This is a genomic window from Kribbella sp. NPDC051586, from assembly GCF_044453965.1.
Classification (GTDB): domain Bacteria; phylum Actinomycetota; class Actinomycetes; order Propionibacteriales; family Kribbellaceae; genus Kribbella.
On sequence record NZ_JBITDF010000001.1, the window covers coordinates 888101 to 908141 of the forward strand.

23 protein-coding genes are annotated in these 20041 nt (G+C 68.7%); 11 read left to right on the top strand and 12 right to left on the bottom strand.

The genetic code is table 11. The features are described from left to right. The first annotated feature begins 146 nt into the window (after positions 1–146). Positions 147–1256 carry a glycoside hydrolase family 88 protein gene (locus tag ACIA58_RS04385; RefSeq protein ID WP_396402161.1) on the top strand — a complete coding sequence of 370 codons (1110 nt, stop codon included), beginning with the start codon at positions 147–149 and terminating at the stop codon, positions 1254–1256. Here ACIA58_RS04385 and ACIA58_RS04390 read toward each other — a convergent pair. After that, positions 1234–1629 (bottom strand): PPOX class F420-dependent oxidoreductase, encoded by a 396-nt coding sequence (locus ACIA58_RS04390; protein WP_396402162.1) that lies wholly within the window; start codon positions 1627–1629, stop codon positions 1234–1236. The genes ACIA58_RS04385 and ACIA58_RS04390 overlap by 23 nt on opposite strands. Before the next feature lie 16 nt (positions 1630–1645). Next, on the bottom strand, positions 1646–2230 hold the full coding sequence (locus ACIA58_RS04395) for a TetR/AcrR family transcriptional regulator (RefSeq protein WP_396402163.1): 585 nt from the start codon (positions 2228–2230) through the stop codon (positions 1646–1648). A gap of 88 nt (positions 2231–2318) precedes the next feature. Here ACIA58_RS04395 and ACIA58_RS04400 point away from each other — a divergent pair, with 88 nt between their 5' ends. Next, positions 2319–3020 carry an SDR family oxidoreductase gene (locus ACIA58_RS04400; RefSeq protein ID WP_396402164.1) on the top strand — a complete coding sequence of 234 codons (702 nt, stop codon included), beginning with the start codon at positions 2319–2321 and terminating at the stop codon, positions 3018–3020. Here the strand turns inward: ACIA58_RS04400 and ACIA58_RS04405 are convergent. Further along, the gene (locus ACIA58_RS04405; RefSeq protein ID WP_396402165.1) at positions 3009–3605 is read right to left on the bottom strand and encodes a DJ-1/PfpI family protein; all 597 of its coding nucleotides are present in this window, start codon (positions 3603–3605) and stop codon (positions 3009–3011) included. The genes ACIA58_RS04400 and ACIA58_RS04405 overlap by 12 nt on opposite strands. A gap of 78 nt (positions 3606–3683) precedes the next feature. Further along, positions 3684–4016, bottom strand: coding sequence for a DUF1330 domain-containing protein (locus ACIA58_RS04410; RefSeq protein ID WP_396402166.1), 333 nt, complete (start codon positions 4014–4016; stop codon positions 3684–3686). 90 nt (positions 4017–4106) lie between these two features. Between ACIA58_RS04410 and ACIA58_RS04415 the strand changes: the two genes are divergently transcribed. Continuing rightward, positions 4107–5972, top strand: a complete 1866-nt coding sequence (locus ACIA58_RS04415) for a protein kinase (protein ID WP_396402167.1) — start codon at positions 4107–4109, stop codon at positions 5970–5972. Between the two features lie 24 nt (positions 5973–5996). On the opposite strand, the gene ACIA58_RS04420 is transcribed toward ACIA58_RS04415, so the two are convergent. Together ACIA58_RS04420 and ACIA58_RS04425 are read right to left on the bottom strand one after the other, a co-directional pair. Continuing rightward, a complete protein-coding gene (locus ACIA58_RS04420) occupies positions 5997–7277 on the bottom strand; it encodes an adenylosuccinate synthase (RefSeq protein WP_396402168.1) in 1281 nt (426 codons plus the stop codon). 296 nt (positions 7278–7573) lie between these two features. Beyond that, positions 7574–8059, bottom strand: coding sequence for a VOC family protein (locus ACIA58_RS04425; RefSeq protein ID WP_396402169.1), 486 nt, complete (start codon positions 8057–8059; stop codon positions 7574–7576). Between the two features lie 54 nt (positions 8060–8113). On the opposite strand from ACIA58_RS04425, the gene ACIA58_RS04430 reads away from it, so the two are divergent. Further along, positions 8114–8932: a DUF6597 domain-containing transcriptional factor gene (locus tag ACIA58_RS04430; RefSeq protein ID WP_396402170.1), complete on the top strand. Its 819-nt coding sequence runs from the start codon at positions 8114–8116 to the stop codon at positions 8930–8932. On the opposite strand, the gene ACIA58_RS04435 is transcribed toward ACIA58_RS04430, so the two are convergent. From ACIA58_RS04435 to ACIA58_RS04445, 3 genes are all read right to left on the bottom strand, one after another. Beyond that, positions 8919–10118: an MFS transporter gene (locus ACIA58_RS04435; protein WP_396402171.1), complete on the bottom strand. Its 1200-nt coding sequence runs from the start codon at positions 10116–10118 to the stop codon at positions 8919–8921. The genes ACIA58_RS04430 and ACIA58_RS04435 overlap by 14 nt on opposite strands. Before the next feature lie 149 nt (positions 10119–10267). Continuing rightward, a complete protein-coding gene (locus ACIA58_RS04440) occupies positions 10268–11005 on the bottom strand; it encodes a 2-phosphosulfolactate phosphatase (RefSeq protein WP_396402172.1) in 738 nt (245 codons plus the stop codon). Between the two features lie 43 nt (positions 11006–11048). Further along, positions 11049–11456, bottom strand: coding sequence for a DUF3151 domain-containing protein (locus tag ACIA58_RS04445; protein ID WP_396402173.1), 408 nt, complete (start codon positions 11454–11456; stop codon positions 11049–11051). 143 nt (positions 11457–11599) lie between these two features. Between ACIA58_RS04445 and ACIA58_RS04450 the strand changes: the two genes are divergently transcribed. Genes ACIA58_RS04450 through ACIA58_RS04460 form a run of 3 tightly spaced genes read left to right on the top strand, consistent with a single transcriptional unit; the run spans position 11600 to position 13816 of the window. Continuing rightward, the gene (locus ACIA58_RS04450) at positions 11600–12049 is read left to right on the top strand and encodes an HNH endonuclease (protein WP_396402174.1); all 450 of its coding nucleotides are present in this window, start codon (positions 11600–11602) and stop codon (positions 12047–12049) included. A gap of 12 nt (positions 12050–12061) precedes the next feature. Beyond that, positions 12062–12802 carry an N-acetyltransferase gene (locus ACIA58_RS04455; protein WP_396402175.1) on the top strand — a complete coding sequence of 247 codons (741 nt, stop codon included), beginning with the start codon at positions 12062–12064 and terminating at the stop codon, positions 12800–12802. A 45-nt stretch (positions 12803–12847) separates the two neighbouring features. Further along, positions 12848–13816: a type IV toxin-antitoxin system AbiEi family antitoxin domain-containing protein gene (locus tag ACIA58_RS04460; RefSeq protein WP_396402176.1), complete on the top strand. Its 969-nt coding sequence runs from the start codon at positions 12848–12850 to the stop codon at positions 13814–13816. A 78-nt stretch (positions 13817–13894) separates the two neighbouring features. Here ACIA58_RS04460 and fbaA read toward each other — a convergent pair whose 3' ends face one another. Then, positions 13895–14920 carry a class II fructose-bisphosphate aldolase gene (fbaA, locus tag ACIA58_RS04465; RefSeq protein ID WP_396402177.1) on the bottom strand — a complete coding sequence of 342 codons (1026 nt, stop codon included), beginning with the start codon at positions 14918–14920 and terminating at the stop codon, positions 13895–13897. Between the two features lie 207 nt (positions 14921–15127). After that, entirely contained in the window at positions 15128–15847 is a 720-nt protein-coding gene (locus tag ACIA58_RS04470; protein WP_130388014.1) for a GntR family transcriptional regulator, read from the bottom strand. A 139-nt stretch (positions 15848–15986) separates the two neighbouring features. On the opposite strand from ACIA58_RS04470, the gene ACIA58_RS04475 reads away from it, so the two are divergent. The 3 genes from ACIA58_RS04475 to ACIA58_RS04485 all read left to right on the top strand — a co-directional run bounded on the left by ACIA58_RS04475 (position 15987) and on the right by ACIA58_RS04485 (position 18102). Further along, the gene (locus ACIA58_RS04475) at positions 15987–17006 is read left to right on the top strand and encodes an SIS domain-containing protein (RefSeq protein WP_396402178.1); all 1020 of its coding nucleotides are present in this window, start codon (positions 15987–15989) and stop codon (positions 17004–17006) included. A gap of 4 nt (positions 17007–17010) precedes the next feature. Beyond that, the gene (locus ACIA58_RS04480; RefSeq protein WP_396402179.1) at positions 17011–17595 is read left to right on the top strand and encodes a GNAT family N-acetyltransferase; all 585 of its coding nucleotides are present in this window, start codon (positions 17011–17013) and stop codon (positions 17593–17595) included. A gap of 87 nt (positions 17596–17682) precedes the next feature. Further along, positions 17683–18102: a VOC family protein gene (locus tag ACIA58_RS04485; protein ID WP_396402180.1), complete on the top strand. Its 420-nt coding sequence runs from the start codon at positions 17683–17685 to the stop codon at positions 18100–18102. Here the strand turns inward: ACIA58_RS04485 and ACIA58_RS04490 are convergent. After that, entirely contained in the window at positions 18099–18881 is a 783-nt protein-coding gene (locus tag ACIA58_RS04490; RefSeq protein WP_396402181.1) for an IclR family transcriptional regulator C-terminal domain-containing protein, read from the bottom strand. The two genes, ACIA58_RS04485 and ACIA58_RS04490, sit on opposite strands and share 4 nt — an antisense overlap. A gap of 64 nt (positions 18882–18945) precedes the next feature. Between ACIA58_RS04490 and ACIA58_RS04495 the strand changes: the two genes are divergently transcribed. Continuing rightward, positions 18946–20037 carry a maleylacetate reductase gene (locus ACIA58_RS04495; protein WP_396402182.1) on the top strand — a complete coding sequence of 364 codons (1092 nt, stop codon included), beginning with the start codon at positions 18946–18948 and terminating at the stop codon, positions 20035–20037. Positions 20038–20041 lie beyond the last annotated feature (4 nt).

The following is a 20041-nucleotide window of genomic DNA, read 5'->3' on the forward strand; positions in this document are numbered from 1 at the left end:
CGTGCGCTTCCCCCACTAGCGCAGGGTCTTTTCGGAAGTTTGACGACGGACGGTGAGGGCGTCAACATCTCAGCAGGAAGAAAGTTCACTTCGGAACAAAACAGGAGATTTTCCCAGCTCAGTGGAACAAAGTGAGGATCTGTCCCATGAAACGACGCCAGTTCCTAGCAGTCGGAACCGCAGTCATGGCCGCCCCGGCACTACCCTCCGTCACCGCTACCGCCGCAGCACCGCCCGGCACCCTGCCGTCCCGGGCCGCGATCGTCGCCACCGTCCGTCGCGTCGCCGACCAGTGGATCGGCTCCCACCCGGACTCCGGCGACAACGGCTGGGCCCGGTCGACGTTGTTCAGCGGGCTGATGGCCGCGTACCGGTTGACCGGCGAAACGCAGTACCTGGACTACACCCGCGCGTGGGCCGAGAAGCACGCTTACGGCATCCCCGGCGGCGTCACCACCCGGCACGCCGACAACCACAACTGCATCCAGGCGTACCTCGACCTGTACGAACTCGAGCCGTCCGCCAACAAGTTGGCCGCAGCGACCGACACGATCCAGCGGATGGTCGACAGCACGAAGGTCGACGACTGGTGGTGGTGCGACGCACTCCACATGGCGATGCCGCCGTTCGCGCGGCTCGGGAAGCTTCGCAACGATCCGGCGTACGCGACGAAGCTCTACCAGCTCTACAACCACACGAAGCGGACCCGCCAGCTGTGGATCCCGTCGAGCGGACTCTGGTACCGCGACGAGCGCTTCCGGCCCGGCGGCATCACCTCACCGCACGGCAAGCCCGTCGTCTGGTCCCGCGGCAACGGCTGGGTCGCGGCCGCACACGTCAAGACCCTGAAAACCCTTGCGAACCAGGAGTACTCCGACACGCTCAAGCAGCTCGTCACCGCCCTACGCCCGATCCAGCGCACCGACGGCTTCTGGAACGTCAACCTCACCGACGCCCAGCACCTACCCGGCCCGGAAACCAGCGGTACTGCGTTCTTCGCGTACGCGTCGGCGTACGCCGTGCGGACAGGACTGTTGCCTAGCGCAACCTACCTCCCGGTCGCCGCCCGCGCCTGGAACGGCATGGTCACCACGGCCGTCCACCCCAACGGCTTCCTCGGCTACGCCCAAGGCGTCGGCGACCGCCCCGAATCCAGCCAACCCATCACCTACGACACCACCGCCGACTTCGCCGTCCGCGGCTTCCTCCTCGCCGGCGCCGAACTCGCAGCCCTCAGTGACCAAGCTGGCTGGTGATCCGCTCGACGACAACGCTCGCCGCGTAACGCATGGTGCCCGGCGGCTCGACGTTGGTCCAGCCGCCAGTGTACTTCCGCGCAACCGCCTGCTCCAGCGCCAGCTCCGGATCCGCCACCAGGTCGTCGATCCGGCCTCGCAGCTCGACGTAGTACGTCGGCCGGGCCGGATCGACGATCGCCACTGAGATCGACGGATTCCGCCGCAGGTTGCGCAGCTTCTGCCGGCCCTCCACCAGACTGAAACGGACCCGCTCGCCGTCCCAGAGGAACCACAGCGGCGTCACCTGCGGCTCACCGCGCCTGCCGATCGTCCCGACCATCGCGATCGCCGTCGAAGACAACAGGTCATGGAACTGCGCCGGAATCTCCACGGTGGCGAGAATAGACTCAGCTGAGGGCGAACTCGCTCGCGTGGACGCCGGCAGCGTTCATCAGCGCCGAGGCGGTTGCGACGCCGATGCCGCCAAGAGGTTGGGCTCGGACCACGGCTCGTGCGCTCGCGCCGTCGAAGATCATGGTGAGTTGGATGGCGAGCGTGGAGGGGTCCTCGGCTCCGGCCTTCACCAGCTCGCGGTGGAAGAAGTCGGTGAGCTGCTGCTTGAAGTGCCGCGCCACCACCGACCCCGGGTGCTCCGGGTTCTTCAGCTCCACCGCGGTACTCACATACGGGCAGCCGAGGTAGTTGCCCGACGCAACCAGCTCGTCCTGGCGCTCGAACACGGTCAGGATCCGCTCCCGCGGCGACCGCTCGTCCTCGGCCCCCGGCTGCAGCAGCGCCTGGTACGCAGGACCGCGGCTGGCCAGGCTCTCCGCGATCAGCTCATCCTTCGACCGGAACAGCTGGTACATCGACTTCTTCGACACCCCGGCCGCCTTGCAGAGCGCGTCCACTCCGATGTTGACGCCGTCGCGGTAGAAGAGTTCCCCCGCGGCGTCCAGCAGTCGCTCACGGGGTGTCGCCGAAGTGCTCATGCAATGAGGGTACCGGCTGGATTTGAAAACGGAAACCGATCGGTTTACTGTGTGCGAAACAGATCGGTTTCCTCCTAGGGAGTTTCAGATGACCACACTCGAAGGCGCCGTCGTCCTGGTCACCGGCGGCCAGCGCGGTATCGGCAAGACGATCGTCGACGACCTGCTCAGCCGCGGCGCGGCCAAGATCTACGCGACCGCCCGCACGCCGAAGCCGAGCACCGACCCACGCGTCGTACCGCTTCCGCTGGAGATCACCGACCCGGCGTCGATCGAGGCTCTGGCCGCGGCCGCCCCGGACGTGACGGTCCTGATCAACAACGCCGGCGCCGGCTCGCCGGACACGTACCTGGACGCGTCGATCGACGACGTCCGCGCCGTCTTCGACGCGAACTTCTTCGGCCCGCTCCAGCTCACCCAGGCGTTCGTGCCGATCATCGAGCGCAACGGCGGCGGCCACATCCTCAACGCCCACTCGGCGCTGTCCTGGGTCGCCCGCCACGGCGCGTACTCCGCGACCAAGGCGGCGTTCTGGCTGCAGACCAACGCGATCCGCCTCGAGCTGCTCGACCGCGGCATCGGCGTCACCGGCCTGCACATGGGGTACGTCGACACCGACATGGCGTCGGCGGTCACCGCCCCGAAGTCCCGGCCCGAGGACATCGCGAAGCAGGCCCTCGACGGCATCGAGTCCGGTGCGTACGAGGTCCTGGCCGACGACACCGCCCGCGGCGCGAAGGCCGCCGTCTCCGGCGACCTGACCGCGCTGTATCCCGAGCTAGTCGGCTGAGACGTAGACGTCGCGATCGCGGGCGTACTCCATCGCGCCCGCGATCCCGTCGGCAACGTCCGCCCCGAGTTCACGCTCGACGACGTGCAGCGCGAGATCGATCCCGCAGGTGATGCCGCCGGCGGTGACGAGGGTGCCGTCGTCGACGACCCGATTGGTCTTCAGGTCTGCGCCGAACGCCTCCAGTTCGGCCCACGCGCCACGGTTCGTGGTGGCGGGGCGGCCCTTCACCAGCCCGGCCTCGGCGAGCAGCATCGAGCCGGTGCACACCGAGCCGATCCATTGCAGGGACGGCGCCAGCCCGGCGATCCGCGCCGGCATGACTCCGCGTCGGGCCTCGGCCCACGAGCCCTTCTCCGCGCGGTTCATCCATCCGCCGCCCGGGACGAAGAGCGCGTCGGGCTGCCCCAGGCCTTCCGGCGCCTTGAACTGCAGGCCGTGCAGCCCGGTCAGCTCGGCCGGCCCGTCCAGCCCGACCAGCGCCATGTCGAACCCGGGCCGCCGCGCCGCATGGCTCCAGACCTCGAACGGCCCCATCACGTCCATCTCGTCCACACCGTCGAACACCAGGATCTCGATTCGCATACCCCCACCCAACCGGTCCGGCGGCGGGGGCAGCCAGTGGCCACGACGCCGGTGTTCGCAAGGATCTGGCCAACCTCGTCAGACCAGGACGTCGGTGGCCTTGTGCTTGCGGTCGACGCCCTCGACGAAGATCACCACGCCGTCGGAGTTCCCGGTCCGCAGCGGCAGGATCTCGCGGTAGTCCGGCGACTCGTACCAGTCCCGCAGGTGGTCGTAGTCGGGGAACTCGATCACGATCGGCGCCCCCTCCCATTCGCCCTCGATCTGCTCGGGTGCCGCACCGTGCACGATGAAGTGACCGTCGTACGGCGCGAGCGTCTCGTCGATCCGCTCCAGGTACTCGACGATGTCGGCGCCCATCCGGACGTTGCGCAGGTAAGCGATCGCGTATGCCTTCATTCTCTGTGTCATAGCTCCAGCTTTGACCACGCGCAGAATTCAGACGATTACCTCTGAGGTCATCAGGACGGCTTGATCTGCTTCCGACGTACCGTAGATGCCATGTCAGTGTCAGGGGGGCCACCTTCCACCCATGCCGAGGAGGTGGAGGACGAGCGGCTCGGACCGTACCGGTTGATCCGGCGGCTCGGACAGGGCGGCATGGGCGTCGTCTACCTGGCCGAGGGACCGGAGCACCAGGAGGTCGCGGTCAAGGTACTGCGGCCGCACGTCGCGCACGACCCGATCGCACGGGCCCGCCTCCAGCGCGAGGCGAACACATTGCAGAAGGTGGACCACCCCGGCGTGGCCGGCATCCTCGACCACGACCTGGAGGCCGAGCGCCCCTACCTGGTGACCCGCTTCGTCCCAGGACGGCCGCTGGACGAGCAGGTGGACGAGCGCGGCCCGCTGACTCCGCGCAAGTGGCTGCCGCTGGCCGGCTGCCTGGCCGAGTCGCTGCAGGCGATCCACGCGGCCGGAGTGATCCACCGCGACCTGAAGCCCGGCAACGTGATGATGTTCAACGGCAAGCCGGTGATGATCGACTTCGGCATCGCTCAGGCCGCCGACGACCTGCGGCTCACCCAGACCGGGCTGGTGATCGGTACGCCGGGATACCTGGCGCCTGAGCTGATCGAGGGCGAGATGGTGTCGGAGTCCGCGGACTGGTGGGGCTGGGCGGCCACTGTCGCGTTCGCCGCGACGGGACGCCGGCCTTTCGGCAAGGGCCCATTCGAGGCGGTGCTCGCCCGGGTGCACTCCGGCCAGGCCGACCTGGAGGGACTGGACCCGCGGCTGAAGCCACTGCTCGCCGCGGCGCTGTCGCCGGGCAAGGCCGACCGGCCGACGCAGGAAGAGATCATGACCGGCCTCAGCCGGTACTCCGAGGGCCGCGACGCGCTCCTGCCTCGCGAGACGCCTACTGTCGCCGCCGTACCGCCGACCCGGCTCGTCACGAAGCTCATGCCGACGGAAGAGCCGGACGGACCGACTCCCACACAGGTGGCGCAGCTTGTGCCGCCGGTGATCCCACCGCTGTCGGCGTTCACACCGATCCGCGACAAGATCCGCGACGCGGCGAAGAAGCCGGTGGCCGAGGTCCCTCCGCACCCGGCGACGTACAGCCCGGCCCCGAACGCAGCTGCCCCGGCCGGGATGCCACTGCCGTACCAGAGCGGTCCGCCGGCGCCGTACTCGCAGCCCTACCCGCAGGCCGGTCCACCGGCGACTGCGCAGCCTGCCCAACCTGTGCAACCTGCTCAGCCCGCGAAGGCTCCGCCCACCGGTCGACGTACTGCGGTCGTCATCGGCTTCATGGTCGCGCTGACCGGATTGATCGCACTCACCCCGCTCGTCGGCTCGACAGTCGCCATGGTACTGCTGGTGCTCGCGCGCACGGTCGACCGTTCGAGCACGGCGTTGATGCGGCGCCGCCAGGTCCGCGGACGCTCCGGCAAGTCGGACGGCGTCATCGCAGCAGCCGCGAGCCCGCTACAGCTGGCGATGGCCGCGCTGATCACTCTGCCCTGCCTGATCCTGCCGTTGGTCATGGCGGTGGTTGTCGGCGGCATCGTCACCGGCGTCGCCGCTACGGCGTACGACCTCAACTGGCAGCCGCTGTCGGCAGTCGGCTTCGGTAGCGCCGCACTGACCGCGCTCTTCACGTCATGGTGGGGCCCCGGCGGCAGCTCGCTGCGTCGAGGCGCCCACATCACGGCGCGCAACACGTTCCGAGCGCATTGGCTGTCTGCGCTGATGGCCGTCGTGCTGCTGGCGGTCGGTGGTATCACGTTCTACAAGGCCACACAGGGCGCAGGAGCAGGCTGGGCGCGCACTCCGATCGAGACGCCGAACATCGAGCGTCCGACGCTCGGCGACCTGCGCAACGCCCCGTTCATCCGCGACCTCCCCATCATCGGCAACTGACGACGGGGAGGCCGGGCGCCCTTCTCAGAGCTGGACGATCTGGCTCCGCTCGGGGCCGACGCCGATCGCGGAGATGCGAGCGCCGCTGAGCGACTCGACAGCGCGGACGTAGGACTGCGCCTCCTTCGGCAGGTCCTCGAACGTGCGGCAGCCGGAGATGTCGTCGGACCAGCCGTCGAACTCCTCGTAGACCGGGACCGAGTGGTGGAAGTCGGTCTGGGTCATCGGCATCTCGTCGTACCGGACGCCGTTCACCTCGTACGCGACACAGACCGGGATCTTCTCGCGGCCGGTGAGGGTGTCGAGCTTGGTGAGGACGAAGTCGGAGACGCCGTTCACGCGAGCGGCGTACCGGGCGATGACCGAGTCGTACCAACCGCAGCGACGCGGGCGGCCCGTCGTCGTACCGAACTCGGCGCCCTGCTGCCGCAGCCACTCACCGTCCGCGTCGAGCAGCTCGGTCGGGAACGGGCCCTCGCCGACGCGGGTGGTGTAGGCCTTCACGACGGCCATCACGCGGTCGATCCGGGTCGGCGGGATGCCGGTGCCGGTGCACGCGCCGGCGGAGATCGCGTTCGACGAGGTGACGAACGGGTACGTGCCGTGGTCGACGTCGAGCAACGTGGCCTGACCGGCCTCCATCAGCACGGTCTTGCCGTCGTCGAGCGCCTTGTTCAGCAGCAGGCTGGTGTCCGCGACCATCGGCCGCAGGCGGTCGGCGTAGGCCAGCAGCTCGTCCAGCACCTCGCGAATCTCGACCGCGCGCCGGTTGTACACCTTCACCAGCAGCTGGTTCTTCTGCTCCAGCGCGCCGGTGACCTTCTGCTCGAGGATCTTCTCGTCGTACAGGTCCTGGATCCGGATGCCGACCCGGTTCATCTTGTCGGCGTACGTCGGACCGATACCGCGGCCCGTGGTCCCGATCTTCCGGCTGCCGAGGAACCGCTCGGTGACCTTGTCGAGGGTCCGGTTGTACGGCGGGATGACGTGCGCGCTCGCGCTGACCACGAGTCGCGACGTGTCCACTCCGCGCGCCTGCAGCGCGTCGAGCTCCTCGAACAGCACGCTGAGGTCGACCACGACCCCGTTGCCGATCACCGGGGTCACGCCCGGTGTGAGGATGCCGCTCGGGAGCAGGTGCAGCGCGTACTTCTCGGATCCGATCACCACCGTGTGGCCGGCGTTGTTGCCGCCGTTGAACTTCACCACGTAGTCGATGACCTCGCCCGTGTTGCCGAGCAGATCGGTCGCCTTGCCTTTGCCCTCATCGCCCCACTGGGCGCCGACGAGCACGATTGCGGGCATCTCAGCCCTCCTCTTCACGCACCAACTTCACACCCCGTGGCGGTCGGTGCTGGAAACGGTGAAGCCCGGAGACGTTCACCGGACATTCATCCGGTAACGCATCCAGGCTCTTGCGACCAAAGCCTACCGGAACCGGGCGCAGGCGTTTCGGGCCTGTCCACAATCTCCAAGCGACTGTTTCAAATAGCTGTTTCATCAAGCGATGGGTTGCCAACTTGCGTGATCACGTGCACACTCTTAGTCAGCGGCCCGCCGAAACTGCCGCAGGGGACGGTTCCGGCGGGCCGCTTCCTCATTTACTCAAGGCCCTCGGGGTTCGAGGCGAGCCACTCCTTCACGCGGCGGTCGGCCTCCTCCGGTGAGACGTCCTCGACCTTCGTCAGGATCGCCCAGCGGTGCCCGAACGGGTCGATCACCGTGCCGAAGCGATCCCCGGTCATGAAGGTCTGCACCGCCTCGACCGACGTCGCGCCGGCCTCGATCGCCTTCGCGTACGTCGCGTCCACGTCCGGCACGTAGTGCACCAGCGAGGAGTGCACCCACTCGCCGTTCGGCGCCCGCAGCCCGATCTGCGGCATCTGGTCGCTCAACTGCAGCATCGAGTTCCCGATCTTCAGCTCCGCCTGGCCGACCCGCCCGTCGGGCAGGTCCTGCCGGCTGATCACCTCCGCCCCGAAGACCGACCGGTAGAACTCGATCGCCTTCGGCCCGTCCGCGACGGCGAGGTACGGGGTCAGCGAGTGATAACCGTCGGGGATGGGGTTTACCGTGTTCGTCGTCATGACTCTTAGTCAACGGTGTGACCGCCGTACCGGTCTTGTAAGAAAGCGACAGCCTTGACCCAGCCGCCGGACAGCGAGAAGGGCATCCTGCATCCGCGGGAGCAGGCCCGGCACCGCTCGCTGCAGCGCCTCGCGCCCGGTCCGGACGCGGGGCGGTTCGTGGAGTGGTACTGGATCGTCGAGTGGGATCTGGACGAGCCGTACACGGCCGAGGTGCTGCCGTTCCCGAGCGTGAACGTGACGTTCGAGCAGCCGGGTGGCGCGTTCGTGAACGGCGTCTGCACGCGCAAGTTCGAGCGGGAGCTGGTGGGCCGGGGACGGGCGTTCGGGGTGAAGTTCTGGGCCGGCGGTTTCGGCGCGATCACCGGACTCGACGTTGGTTCGTTCCGCGACGAGGTGCTGCCGTTGAGCGAGGTCTTCCCGGACGGCGATCGGCTGGCGGACCTGATGTTCACGGCCGAGTCCGACGAGCGACGTCGCGCCGTGTTCGAGGCGTTCCTGCGCGACCACCTCGCGCCGCCCGACCCGTCGTACGAGCTGGTGCGCGAGATCGTCTCGACCATGACGACCGACCGGTCGATGGCACGCGTGGACGAGATCACCGAGCGATTCGACGTACCGATCCGGACTCTGCAGCGGCTGTTCCGGCGGTACGTCGGCGTCGGGCCGAAGTGGATCCTGCGGCGCTATCGGCTGCACGACGGCGCCGAGCTGCTTGCCCAGGGCGAAGTAGCCGAGCTGGCGGAGCTGTCCGCGTCGCTCGGCTACTTCGACCAGGCCCACTTCTCGAAAGAGTTCAAGCAGCAGATCGGTCTGACCCCGGCGGAGTACGCCACGAGAGCCGCCGCCGAACGCCAGATCACCTACCGCTGAGCTTCACCGTCATCGCCATCAGCGTTGCCGTCGCCGCTGCTGCGAGCGCGACGACGAAGCCGTACTGCGCACTGTGCCCGTCGACGACCCAGCCGGCGAATGCGGAGCCCAGTGCCATGCCCGCTGCGCCGCCTGAGTTCACCCAGGTGAATGCCTGGGTCAGGATCGCAGGGTGGACGGTCGACTCGGTCAACACCGCGGACAGGGTCTGGAACGGTGCAATCGCCAAGCCAGGAAGGACCAACGCGACGGCTATGGTCACTGAGGTGTGCGCTGCGATCAAGGGCACGCAGCTGATGGTCAGCCAGATGAAGGCGATGACGAACTGTGTCTCCGGAGCAGTCCGCCAGCGACGTGCGCCGTACACGAGTCCGGCGAACAGGCTCACCAGGCTGGTGATGCTGTAGAGCGGTCCGGCCAGGCCCGCCGTACCTCTCGAGACTGCGAAGGCCGTGACGGACACCTGCATGCTGCCGAAGAACAGACCGATGCCGATGTTCGTACCGACGAGGCTGGCGAATCGCTTGTGCAGCAGGCGTTTCGCGCTCCCGTGCTCACCGGGTGCGGTCGGCGGCGGCGCCGTACCGCGTTGGATCGCCAGCAGGAGGCCGCCGACCAGCAGAAGACTCGTCGCGAGGATCGAGCCAGCTGCCGGGGTGGTGGACGAGCTGACGATGCCAACCAGCCCTGGGCCGACCATGAACGCGATGCCGACGCTCAGTGCCTCCAAGGCGAACGCCGACGAGAGCAGTGGGGTGTCGCGGAGCGCGTACGACCACCGGGCTGCCGTCTGTGCACTCAGCTGCGGTAGTGATCCGCCGGCGAGGACGCCGGCGACAACAAGCGACCAGAGCGACGCGTCGGAGACGGTGAGGCTGATGAGCAGAGCGATCGCCGTCGCATGGGCGAGCAGCGTGACGGGCAACATCCGGGTCTGACCGAATCGGTCGATCAGTCGCGCGACCTGCGGCCCGGCGACCGCCTCGGCGACGGCGAAGCCGCCGGTGACGCTGCCGGCCGCGGCGTACGAGCCGGTCGATCCGTGGACCAGCCAGACGATGCCGAGGCCGGTCATGGCGATCCCGATCCTTGCCGGGGCCGCTGCGAGGTAGAACTTCCACGCGCCAGGGGTCCGCAGTACTTCTGCGTAAGTGGGCGCGACGATCCGTCCGGTGAGAGCCGGCACGGTGTGACCTTCCGCTGCCCGGAGGGGCGGGGGACCCGACCGTGGGCGTCCAGCTTCGCCGGTCTGTCCGTCCGCCTAGAACCGTCCATGTTCGGCAGGAAACGGGGACGCTCGCCACCTGCCGGCACTGTCAACGGGCATTCATTGGTTCAGGTTGACCTGAACATCGTACCGTTCTCGAGCGCCGGCACGCTCGGGCTCTCGTCCACCTCCGCCGCGATCGCGACGTCCTCCGGATAGCCGTACTGCGTCAGCTCGCGACCGCCGGCGCACTCGTGCAGCAGCTCGGGCAGCTGATCGGCAACCGCGTCGTACGCCGCCACCGCCGCGCGCGCCTCCGGGGACAGGTCGTCCCGGCCGAGCGCGCTGAGGAACCCGCCTGCTCCCCAGAGATCCTCGACAGCCGGCCGGAGCGATCCGTCGGGCCACCGCTCTCCCGCCGCGATCGCAACGACCCGACGTCCCGTGCCCTGCTTCTTGACCCAGTCCGCTGCCGCTCGCCGGTTGCGCAGCGACACCGCGAGCACCGTCGCGCCGCTGTCACTGAGCTGCTTGGCGATCGTCGACCCGTTCGGCGACGGCAGCACCAGCCTGCTGACACCCTCCGCCCGCCGAATCGTGGCCGGAGACAGACTCACATCACCCGGCCCAGCCTCGGACCGCCCCACCGCCAGCTTCGCGCCCAACTGCTCGGCATACGCAACAGCTGTCTCGTCGCGCCACCGATACGGGTAGACGTCGATCCCGAGATCGGCCGCCACGGTCACCGCGGTGGTGAACGACAGCACATCCACTACCGCCACGATGTCCCCGGCAACGACCCTCGCCCCCACCGGCCCCCAGTCGAACCCGGCGCTGAACCGGTCTTGCGCATAAGGGCTGGTCACCCGGCAGATCATCCCGCCGGGCAACCAACCCCACAACCAGGTTTCAGCTCAGGGCGTCGGCAGCAGTCGGCGAGGAGTCGCGCAGGAACGTGGCGCACCGCTCCGCCTCGTCCTTCTCCTCGATGAGCGCGGCCGCCTTGCCCAGTGCGGCCAGCGCGCGCAGGAACCCGCGGTTCGGCTCGTGCTCCCACGGCACCGGGCCGTGGCCCTTCCAGCCGTTCCGCCGGAGCAGGTCCAGCGCACGGTGGTAGCCGGTCCGCGCGTACGCGTACCCCTCGATGGTCCGGCCGTCCGCCAAGGCGCCCTCGGCAAGCACGGCCCAGGCCAGCGACGACGTCGGGTGCTTGGCCGCGACGTCGGCCGGAGCAGCCCCGTCGGCGAGTTCCGCCGCGGCCGGGTCGACCGGTAGTAGTGTCTCGGGTGGGCCTGAGAGCAGATTGTTCAATTCCATAAGCACATCTTCGCCGATCACGCAGCCGTACCGGCACGTGACCGTCTGACGAAATCCGTTGACCGTTCACCCACCGGCCACGGATGCTTGAGACCCTGCGTCAACCGCCGTGGTTCCCAGCTACGGCCGGAAGGAGGCACCGGATGAGCGTCATAGTCCTGAACGCGTCGTACGAACCGCTGCACACCGTTTCGATCCAGCACGCCATCCGGATGCTGGTGCGGGAGGTCGCAGTGGTCGAAGAAGCGCACGGAGAGCGAACTATCGGCCCATTCCCGGTGCCCCGCGTCCTACGCCTGGTCCGGTACGTCGTCACGCATTGGCGTTACGCGGCCGGCCGGATGAAGTACAGCAAGCACGGCGTACTGCGCCGGGACAAGTTCCGCTGCGCGTACTGCGGTCTCGAGAACGCCGACACCATGGACCATGTCCAACCCAGATCCAGGGGCGGCCGCACCGAGTGGCTGAACGCCGTGGCCGCCCATGCCTCCTGCAATGAGCGCAAAGGCAACCGCACCCCCGCCGAAGCCGACATGCCCCTCCTCTGGCAACCCTGGGTCCCAACCCGCGCCGAGCTCGTCATAGAAAGATGACGAGCTTTTTTCATGCCCGTGGAGATCACCACCGTCGCTGATCGCCCCGAGCTCGCGAACGCTGACATCGACGTCCGCGGCTGGCCCGGTTTCATGCGCCACAACCACGTCTCCGAGGCGTACTTCGGTCAGGTCCCGGCGGTCTTCCCGACAACCTGCCTGATTGCCACCGAGGGCGAGAGCGTCATCGCCGAGGCCCACGCTGTGCAGTTCGCGCGGGCGGGCCGCCCGGAGTTTCCGCCCGGTGGATGGGAGCTGGCTGTGGTCTGGGCCTTCACCGACGTACGCCGCGGCGTCCGGCCCGACACCGCCTGCGCACTCAACATCAGCGTCGCGCACGACTGGCAGAACCAGGGCATCGCGGCCCTCATGCTCGCGGCCCTTCGCGAGGCGGCCGCAGACGCCGGGCTGGACGTCCTGGATGCCCCTGTACGGCCGACGCACAAGCATCACGAACCTCGGACCTCCATGGCCGAGTACGTCGCTCGTACGCGCGCTGACGGCCTGCCATGCGACCCATGGCTGCGCACCCACGTCCGCGCCGGCGGCCAGCTCGCCGGAGTCGCATCCGCATCCTGGGTGATCGCGGGATCGCTGGCCGAATGGCGTTCCTGGACCGGTCTGCCGTTCGATCGGACCGGGCTCGTCGTGGTCCCGGGCGGACTCGTCCCAGTGGAGTGCGACGTCGCCGCCGATCGCGCCGTCTACGTCGAGCCGAATGTCTGGGTCCGGCACAAGTTCTCCACAGCTTGAAAGTCGTCGGTCCGGGCGGGGGCCGATCGCGGCAAGTTCTAGGGCATGAATCCTCAACTTGCTGTGATGGCCTCGATCCGGGGTGGCGTGTTCACCCGCGCCGACGCGCGGGCCTGCGGTTACCCCGACGCTGATATCGACTCCCTGCTGGACACCGGCTGCTGGCGCCGGATCCGGCGCGGGACCTATGCCGCCCAACGATCCCTCATGCTCGTCACCGACGAGGTCCTCCACCTGCGCAGTGTGTACGGCGTGCTCCGCGCCGCCGGGCCGAACGTCTTCGCCAGCCACCAATCCGCGGCAGCCCTGCATGCCTTACCTGTCTGGGGTCTCGACCTGACCCGCGTCCACGTGACGGCCTCCGACGGCAGGTCCGGCCGACTACGCGGCGTCCATCGCCACATCCGCGATCCGGTCGGCGCCGGCCTCCAACTGTGGAACGGCCTGCGCCTGGCCTCGCCGGCCCGCGCCATCGCCGAGGTGGCCGCCACCGCCCCACCGGCTCCTGCGGTCGCGCTGGCCGACGCCGCTCTGTATGCCGGTCTCGTCAGCATGCGCACGTTGAAACGCGCGGTCACCCAACTCGACCACGGCAACCGACGCGCGCTCACGGTCCTCGACCACCTCACCGGTGCCGCCTCGATCGCCGAGTCCCGTCTGCGCCTGATCCTCGCCACCGCCGGTCTGCCGACCCCCAGCCCGTCGCCACCGCCCGAGGCCGACGACCCGGACCTCCCGACAGAGGGACTCTGGTTCCCCGACGAACGCACCGTCGTCGAGTTCGAGCCGCGTTTCCCCTTCTGGTGCGAGGAATTCGAGCCCTCCCCCGAAGAACCACTCCCCGAGCCGGCAGCCGCCGATCCCGACGGACCGCAACCCGTCGAGCACTGCTGGATCTCCTGGACCGATCTCGACGACCCACCGACCGTGGCCGACCGCATCCGCACCACGTTCACCCGAGCAGCCCGCCGCACCGGCATCCGCCATTTCGACCTGGCCCGAGCCCGGATGTGACCGAAGGGCCCACCGCCACGCGTTCCTCGCGCGGTGGTGAGCCCTTCGCAGACCCTCTTGAGGAGGACCCAGATGATCTCAGCCGTTCAGCGACGTGCCCGTCGAGCGCAGGCTCTCGCAAGCCTCGCCGACGCGCTTCGCCATACCTTCTTCGGCCGCCTTGCCCCAGGCGCGCGGGTCGTAGGCCTTCTTGTTGCCGACCTCGCCGTCCACCTTCAGCACGCCGTCGTAGTTCGTGAACATGTGCGCCGCCGCCGGCCGAGTGAACGCGTACTGCGTGTCGGTGTCGACGTTCATCTTGATGACGCCGTGGTCGACCGCCGCCCGGATCTCCTCCAGCGTCGAGCCGGAGCCACCGTGGAACACCAGGTCGAACGGACGCTCCTTGCCGACCTTGGCGCCGACCTGCTCCTGGATCTCCGCCAGGATCTCCGGCCGCAGCTTGACCGCGCCCGGCTTGTAGACGCCGTGCACGTTGCCGAAGGTCAGCGCCGTCAGGTAGCGGCCGTTCTCACCGGTGCCGAGCGCCTCGACCGTCGCCAGGCCGTCCTCGACGGTGGTGTAGAGCTTCTCGTTGATCTCGTTGGCGACGCCGTCCTCCTCGCCGCCGACGACGCCGACCTCGATCTCCAGGACGATCTTCGCCGCGGCCGTCCTGGCCAGCAGGTCCTTGGCGATCTCCAGGTTCTCGGTCAGCGGCACCGCGGAGCCGTCCCACATGTGCGACTGGAACAGCGGGTTCTCGCCGCGGGCGACGCGCTCCGCGGAGATCTCCAGCAGCGGCCGGACGAAGCCGTCCAGCTTGTCCTTCGGGCAGTGGTCGGTGTGCAGCGCGATGTTCACCGGGAAGTTCTTGGCGACCTCGTGCGCGTAGGCCGCCAGCGCGACCGAACCGGACACCATGTTCTTCACGGTCGACCCGGACAGGTACTCCGCACCGCCGGTGGAGACCTGGACGATGCCGTCCGAGCCCGCCTCGGCGAAGCCGCGGATCGCGGCGATCAGCGTCTGCGAGGAGCTGACATTGATGGCCGGGTAGGCGAAGCGGTTCTGCTTGGCCTTGTCCAGCATCTGGGCGTAGACCTCAGGGGTTGCAATAGGCATGTCTCGCGGTACTCCTCACAACACAGTTCTTGTGGGTTCGGCTCCAGTATTGCCGCCGGGCACTTCGTCGTGACCAGCGGCCCGCCTGCCGGGCCGGCCCGGTGGCCGGGGAGCGATCGGCAGGGATGCAGACCAGTTGATGAACAGGACCGATCCAGTTCGTTGCGTCCGGATGTCCTCCGAGGGTGGAGGCCGGTCCGGGACCGGTCAGGCGGACCCGGTTCGCGGGCCGCGGGGGGTCAGGGCCATGTGCAGCCGGTAGCGGTCGGCGCGGTAGGCCGACCAGGACAGCTCGACGACCTTGCGGCCGGCGAAGGTGGTGCGCTCGAGGACCAGCAGGGGTGCCCGCCTGGCCACGCCGAGCACCCGGGCGACATGACCGTCGGCGTTGTCCGCCCGGACGGTCTGCTCACCGGAGGTGACGACGACGTCGTACTCACTGGCAAAAACGTCGTACAGGGTGCCGAGCTCGCGACCGAGCAGGCCGGGGAAGAGCGCGGAGGGGTAGTAACCGACCTCGTAGGCCATCGGCGACGCGTCGGCCGTGCGGAGCCGCTCGACCCGGATCACCTTGGTGCCCTTGGCGACCCGCAGGCCCTTGGCGGTCTCGTCGGAGGCCTCGATCTCGCTGGCCGACAGCACCACGGTCCCGGGCTCGAGGCCACGGGCCCGCATCTCCCGGGAGAACGAGGTGAGGTGCAGCTGGGAGTCGACCTGGGGACCGGTGACGAACGTCCCCTTGCCGTGCACCCGCTCGAGCGCGCCGGACTCGACCAGGTCGCTGATCGCCTGCCGGACGGTCACCCGGGAGACGTTGAGCTTGTCCACCAGGGCGCGCTCGGAGGGGATCGGGTCGCCCGGATGCAGCTCGACGTCGATCAGCCGTTCCAGCACCGATCGGACCTGGGCCCGCTTGGTCGCCACCATGGAATCTCGATCCTCCAGACCTGGGCGGATCTCGGGGGTGCCCCGGGACGCCGCTCACTGCTATCGTGCGCAGCATACCTGTTAAGACCAGATAGGACCAGTGATCCCAGTGGTGTCTGTGCCCGGCCAGGAAACCCAGATGTCGCGCGAGATCGCCGAGCAGCCGGCGGCGCTCGCGGCGACGTTCGAGCATGTTCTGCCCCTGCGGCACGACATCACCAGGCTGGCCGCCGGGCGGCGGCATGTGATCTTCGTGGCCCGTGGATCGTCGGACAACGCCGGCGTCTACGGCCGCTACCTGACCGAGATCCACGCGGGCCGGCAGGCGTCCCTGGCCGCTCCATCGGTGGCGACGCTGTACGGCGCCAACCTCGACCTGTCGAACTCGCTGGTCGTGGCGGTCAGTCAGTCGGGCGCGACCCAGGAGATCGTCGACACGGCCGAGTGGGCGAAGCGCAACGGCGCCGCGATCGTCGGCATCACGAACGACGGCGACAGCCCGCTGGCCTCGACGGCCGACGTCGCGCTGATCACGCAGGCCGGCAAGGAGCTCGCGGTGCCGGCCACCAAGACCTACACGACCCAGCTGGCCGCGATCACGGTTGCCGTGGACGCGCTCGCGCAGCGGCCGGGGACGCTCGACGCGGACATCGCGCGGGTGCCGGATGCGGCGGCCAAGATGCTGTCCGGGTCGGTCGAGGCGGCTGCGGACCTGCTGGCCGGGGCGCACGACGTTCTCGCGAGCGGTCGAGGCCTGACCTTCGGCACGACCCTCGAGGTCGCCCTGAAGCTCGAGGAGACCTGCCTCCAGCCGGTCCGCGGACTCTCGTACGCCGACCTGAAGCACGGCCCGATCGCGGTCGTCGACGCCGACCTGGTGACGATCCTGGTCGCGGCGGGCGACGGGCCGGCACTGCCTGGCATGACCGAGCTGGCCGGCCTGGTTCGCGAGAAGGGCAGCAAGATCCTGGGGATCGGCGGCGACCCCACGTTCGCCTCTCGCTGCGACGTGAACCTCGCCGGCCCCGACCTCCCTGAGACCCTCGCCCCGCTCGCCCTCGTCATCCCGGCCCAACGAGCCATCGAGCTCCTCGCCCGCAAGCTGGGCCTCGACCCCGACGCTCCCCGGGGCCTCCGCAAGGTCACCCAAACGGACTGAAGCCGTGCCGCTGCTCGTCGATCCTGCGCTACCCGAAGGAACTCTGCGCGGTGCCACCCAGCCGCGCCTGACGACGAACGACGGATTGGTACTGCGGCCGTGGCTGCACGACGACGCGGCTGCCGTGATGACGGCGTTCGCGTGTCCCGAGATCCAGCGGTGGCACGTCCGCCGGCTCGACACACTCGACGAAGCAGCCGAGTGGGTCGGGCAGTGGGCCGACCGTTGGACGGCCGAGTCAGCGGCGAGCTGGGCGGTTGTCGACGGCGATGATCAGCCGCTGGGACAGATCGGTCTGCGCAACATCGTGCTCGCGGAGGGGTCGGCCAGCCTGTCGTACTGGGTGACCCCGGCGGCTCGGGGCCGTTCCGTCGCGGCGAGATCGGTCGACGCGTTATCCGCCTGGGCGTTCGAGTCGATCGGCTTCAACCGGCTGAGCATTCAGCACTCCACCGTCAACACAGCGTCGTGCCGAGTCGCCGAGCGAACCGGTTACAGCGCCGAGGGCACGTTGCGGCAGGCGATCAAGCACGCCGACGGCTGGCACGACTGGCACCTCCACGGCCGCCTGCGCATCGACGCCCGATAAGTCTCCAACAAAGTGCTCATTCGGTGAGCACTTTGACTGGAATCGTGGTGGTCATCAGCAGGGAGACCTAGCGAGAGGACCACCACGATGTTGCGAGGACTTGCGACTGTCAGCTTCTACGCCGCCGATGTGAAGACGGCGCGGGCTTGGTACGAGGAGCTGTTGGGGATCGCGGCGTACTACGCGGTGCCGAGCGCGGAGGAGCCGGCGTACGTCGAGTTCCGGTTCGGCGACTTCCAGTGCGAGCTGGGGATCATCGACGCCAAGTACGCGACCCACCAGGTCGGCTCGCCGGCAGGGGCGATCGTCTACTGGCACGTGGACGATCTCGAGGAGACGGTCGACCGGCTGGTTGAGCTCGGGGCGACGGTTGTCGAGGGCATCGCCGAGCGTGGCAGCAACACCGGCTTCCGTACGGCGTCGGTCGAGGACCCGTTCGGCAACCTGATCGGGGTCATGAACAACCCGCACTACCTGGAGGTCGTCGAGAGCCTGAAGAGCGCCTAGAAGTTGCCGCGGTGGGTCAGGGCGGTGGTGATCTGGGCGGCGGCCTGTTGGAGGTGCGGGAGGGCCTCGGTGCGTAGCGAGGTGGCGGTCGAGCGGGAGGCGTGGGCGGAGACGTTGAGGGCGGCGATGACGCGGCCGCGGGAGTTGTGGATGGGAGCGGCGATCGAGCGGAGGCCCTGCTCCAGCTCCTGGTCGACCAGCGCGTAGCCGTCGGCGCGGGCCTTGGCGATCGTGGCGCGCAGGTCGTCCGGGGACGTGACCGTGCGGTCGGTGAGCGCTTCGGCCTGCAGCGAGTCCAGGTACGACGTGAGCTCGTCGTCCGGCAGGCCCGAGAGCAGGACGCGGCCCATCGAGGTCGGGTACGCGGGGAGCCGGGCGCCGACGCCGAGCGCGACCGTCATGATGCGGCTCGTCGGCACGCGGGCGACGTACACGATGTCCGGCAGGTCGAGGGTGGCGATCGAGCAGGATTCGCGGGTCTTGGCGCTCAGCTCTTCCATGAACGGGCCGGCCAGTTCGCCCAGGTCCAGCGAGGAGAGGTAGGCCCAGCCGAGAGCGAGCACGCGCGGGGTGAGCGAGAAGCGGCGGTGGTCGCTGCGGACGTAGCCGAGCTCCTCCAGCGTGAGCAGGATCCGCCGGGCGGTCGCGGGTGTGATCCCGACCGATCGCGCCACCTCGCTCAACGTGAGGGAGGGCGCATCGGCGGAGAACGCGCGGATCACCGCGAGTCCTCGCTCCAGGCCTTGCAGGAACGTGCCTGTAGACGTGTCACCAGCCATCGGCTAGCCTACTTTTCGTTGAAAGAAGAACTATTCGCTGAGCGAAATCCTATCGGAGCTGCCGATGCCGCGTCCAGTTGGCCCGGGACGAGCGGGGCCTGAGGCCGGGTTCGTGCACACGTTCCTGGCGGGACGGGTGGTGCTCGGGGCCGGCGCGCTCGACCTGGTGGCCGACGAGGTCGAGAGCCTCGGGGTACGGCGTGCGCTGGTCGTGGCGACGAAATCGGCGCGGGATACGGCTGACGTGATCGAGGAGCAGCTGGGCGATCGATTCGCGGGGCGGATCGACGGCGTAGCCCAGCACGTCCCGAGCGAGGTCGCCGACCACGCGCGCGCCAAGGCACGGGAGGTCGACGCCGACGGAATCATCGCCATCGGTGGCGGCTCGGCAATCGGACTCGCGAAGGCAGTCGCTCTCACCAGCACCGACGACCTGGCAATCGTTGCAGTGCCGACGACGTACGCGGGTTCGGAGATGACGCCGGTGTGGGGTGAGACTGCTGGCGGGAGCAAGACGACAGGCACCGATCCGAGGGTGCTGCCACGGGTTGTCGTGTACGACCCCGTGCTGACTCAGCACCTGCCGAAGAAGGTCACCGCGGCCAGCGTCGCCAATGCGATCGCGCATTGTGTCGAGGCAGTCTGGACGCCGAAGGCGGACCCGATCACGGAATTGTCCGCGGTCGAAGGACTCCGCGCGCTCGCCGGTGGCCTGCGGCAAGTGCTGCCTGAGCCCACCGATTTAGATGCCCGCAGCAACCTTCTGTACGGCGCATGCCTGGCCGGATCCGCGTTGGCGACAGCCGGGACGGGACTGCATCACAAGTTGTGCCATCTACTCGGTGGCACCTACAACCTCCCGCATGCCGAGACACACGCGGCCGTTCTGCCGCAGGTCGCCCGCGTCAACGCACCCGCCGTGCCCCAATCGAAAGCGCGTCTGGAAGCTGCACTCGGCAGCGCGGACCTGGCCGGCGGGCTGTTCGACCTGTTCGCGGCGGCCCAGGTCCCGACGAGTCTGAAGGAACTGGGGCTGACCGAGGACCAGGCGGTCGAAGCAGCGAAGGCGTTCAAACCCACCGACAACCCGATCCCCGTAACCGAGGACCTGGTGCGCGAGATCCTCACTCGCGCCTGGGCCGGTACGCGACCTTGACGAA

Bases quoted from the DNA above. Each gene is read 5' to 3' on its own strand.
- ACIA58_RS04385 (WP_396402161.1), top strand. From the start codon at position 147: ATGAAACGACGCCAGTTCCTAGCAGTCGGAACCGCAGTCATGGCCGCC.
- ACIA58_RS04395 (WP_396402163.1), bottom strand. From the start codon at position 2,230: ATGAGCACTTCGGCGACACCCCGTGAGCGACTGCTGGACGCCGCGGGG.
- ACIA58_RS04400 (WP_396402164.1), top strand. From the start codon at position 2,319: ATGACCACACTCGAAGGCGCCGTCGTCCTGGTCACCGGCGGCCAGCGC.
- ACIA58_RS04405 (WP_396402165.1), bottom strand. From the start codon at position 3,605: ATGCGAATCGAGATCCTGGTGTTCGACGGTGTGGACGAGATGGACGTG.
- ACIA58_RS04410 (WP_396402166.1), bottom strand. From the start codon at position 4,016: ATGACACAGAGAATGAAGGCATACGCGATCGCTTACCTGCGCAACGTC.
- ACIA58_RS04415 (WP_396402167.1), top strand. From the start codon at position 4,107: ATGTCAGTGTCAGGGGGGCCACCTTCCACCCATGCCGAGGAGGTGGAG.
- ACIA58_RS04420 (WP_396402168.1), bottom strand. From the start codon at position 7,277: ATGCCCGCAATCGTGCTCGTCGGCGCCCAGTGGGGCGATGAGGGCAAA.
- ACIA58_RS04425 (WP_396402169.1), bottom strand. From the start codon at position 8,059: ATGACGACGAACACGGTAAACCCCATCCCCGACGGTTATCACTCGCTG.
- ACIA58_RS04445 (WP_396402173.1), bottom strand. From the start codon at position 11,456: ATGGAATTGAACAATCTGCTCTCAGGCCCACCCGAGACACTACTACCG.
- ACIA58_RS04450 (WP_396402174.1), top strand. From the start codon at position 11,600: ATGAGCGTCATAGTCCTGAACGCGTCGTACGAACCGCTGCACACCGTT.
- ACIA58_RS04455 (WP_396402175.1), top strand. From the start codon at position 12,062: ATGCCCGTGGAGATCACCACCGTCGCTGATCGCCCCGAGCTCGCGAAC.
- ACIA58_RS04460 (WP_396402176.1), top strand. From the start codon at position 12,848: ATGAATCCTCAACTTGCTGTGATGGCCTCGATCCGGGGTGGCGTGTTC.
- fbaA (WP_396402177.1), bottom strand. From the start codon at position 14,920: ATGCCTATTGCAACCCCTGAGGTCTACGCCCAGATGCTGGACAAGGCC.
- ACIA58_RS04470 (WP_130388014.1), bottom strand. From the start codon at position 15,847: ATGGTGGCGACCAAGCGGGCCCAGGTCCGATCGGTGCTGGAACGGCTG.
- ACIA58_RS04475 (WP_396402178.1), top strand. From the start codon at position 15,987: ATGTCGCGCGAGATCGCCGAGCAGCCGGCGGCGCTCGCGGCGACGTTC.
- ACIA58_RS04485 (WP_396402180.1), top strand. From the start codon at position 17,683: ATGTTGCGAGGACTTGCGACTGTCAGCTTCTACGCCGCCGATGTGAAG.
- ACIA58_RS04490 (WP_396402181.1), bottom strand. From the start codon at position 18,881: ATGGCTGGTGACACGTCTACAGGCACGTTCCTGCAAGGCCTGGAGCGA.
- ACIA58_RS04495 (WP_396402182.1), top strand. From the start codon at position 18,946: ATGCCGCGTCCAGTTGGCCCGGGACGAGCGGGGCCTGAGGCCGGGTTC.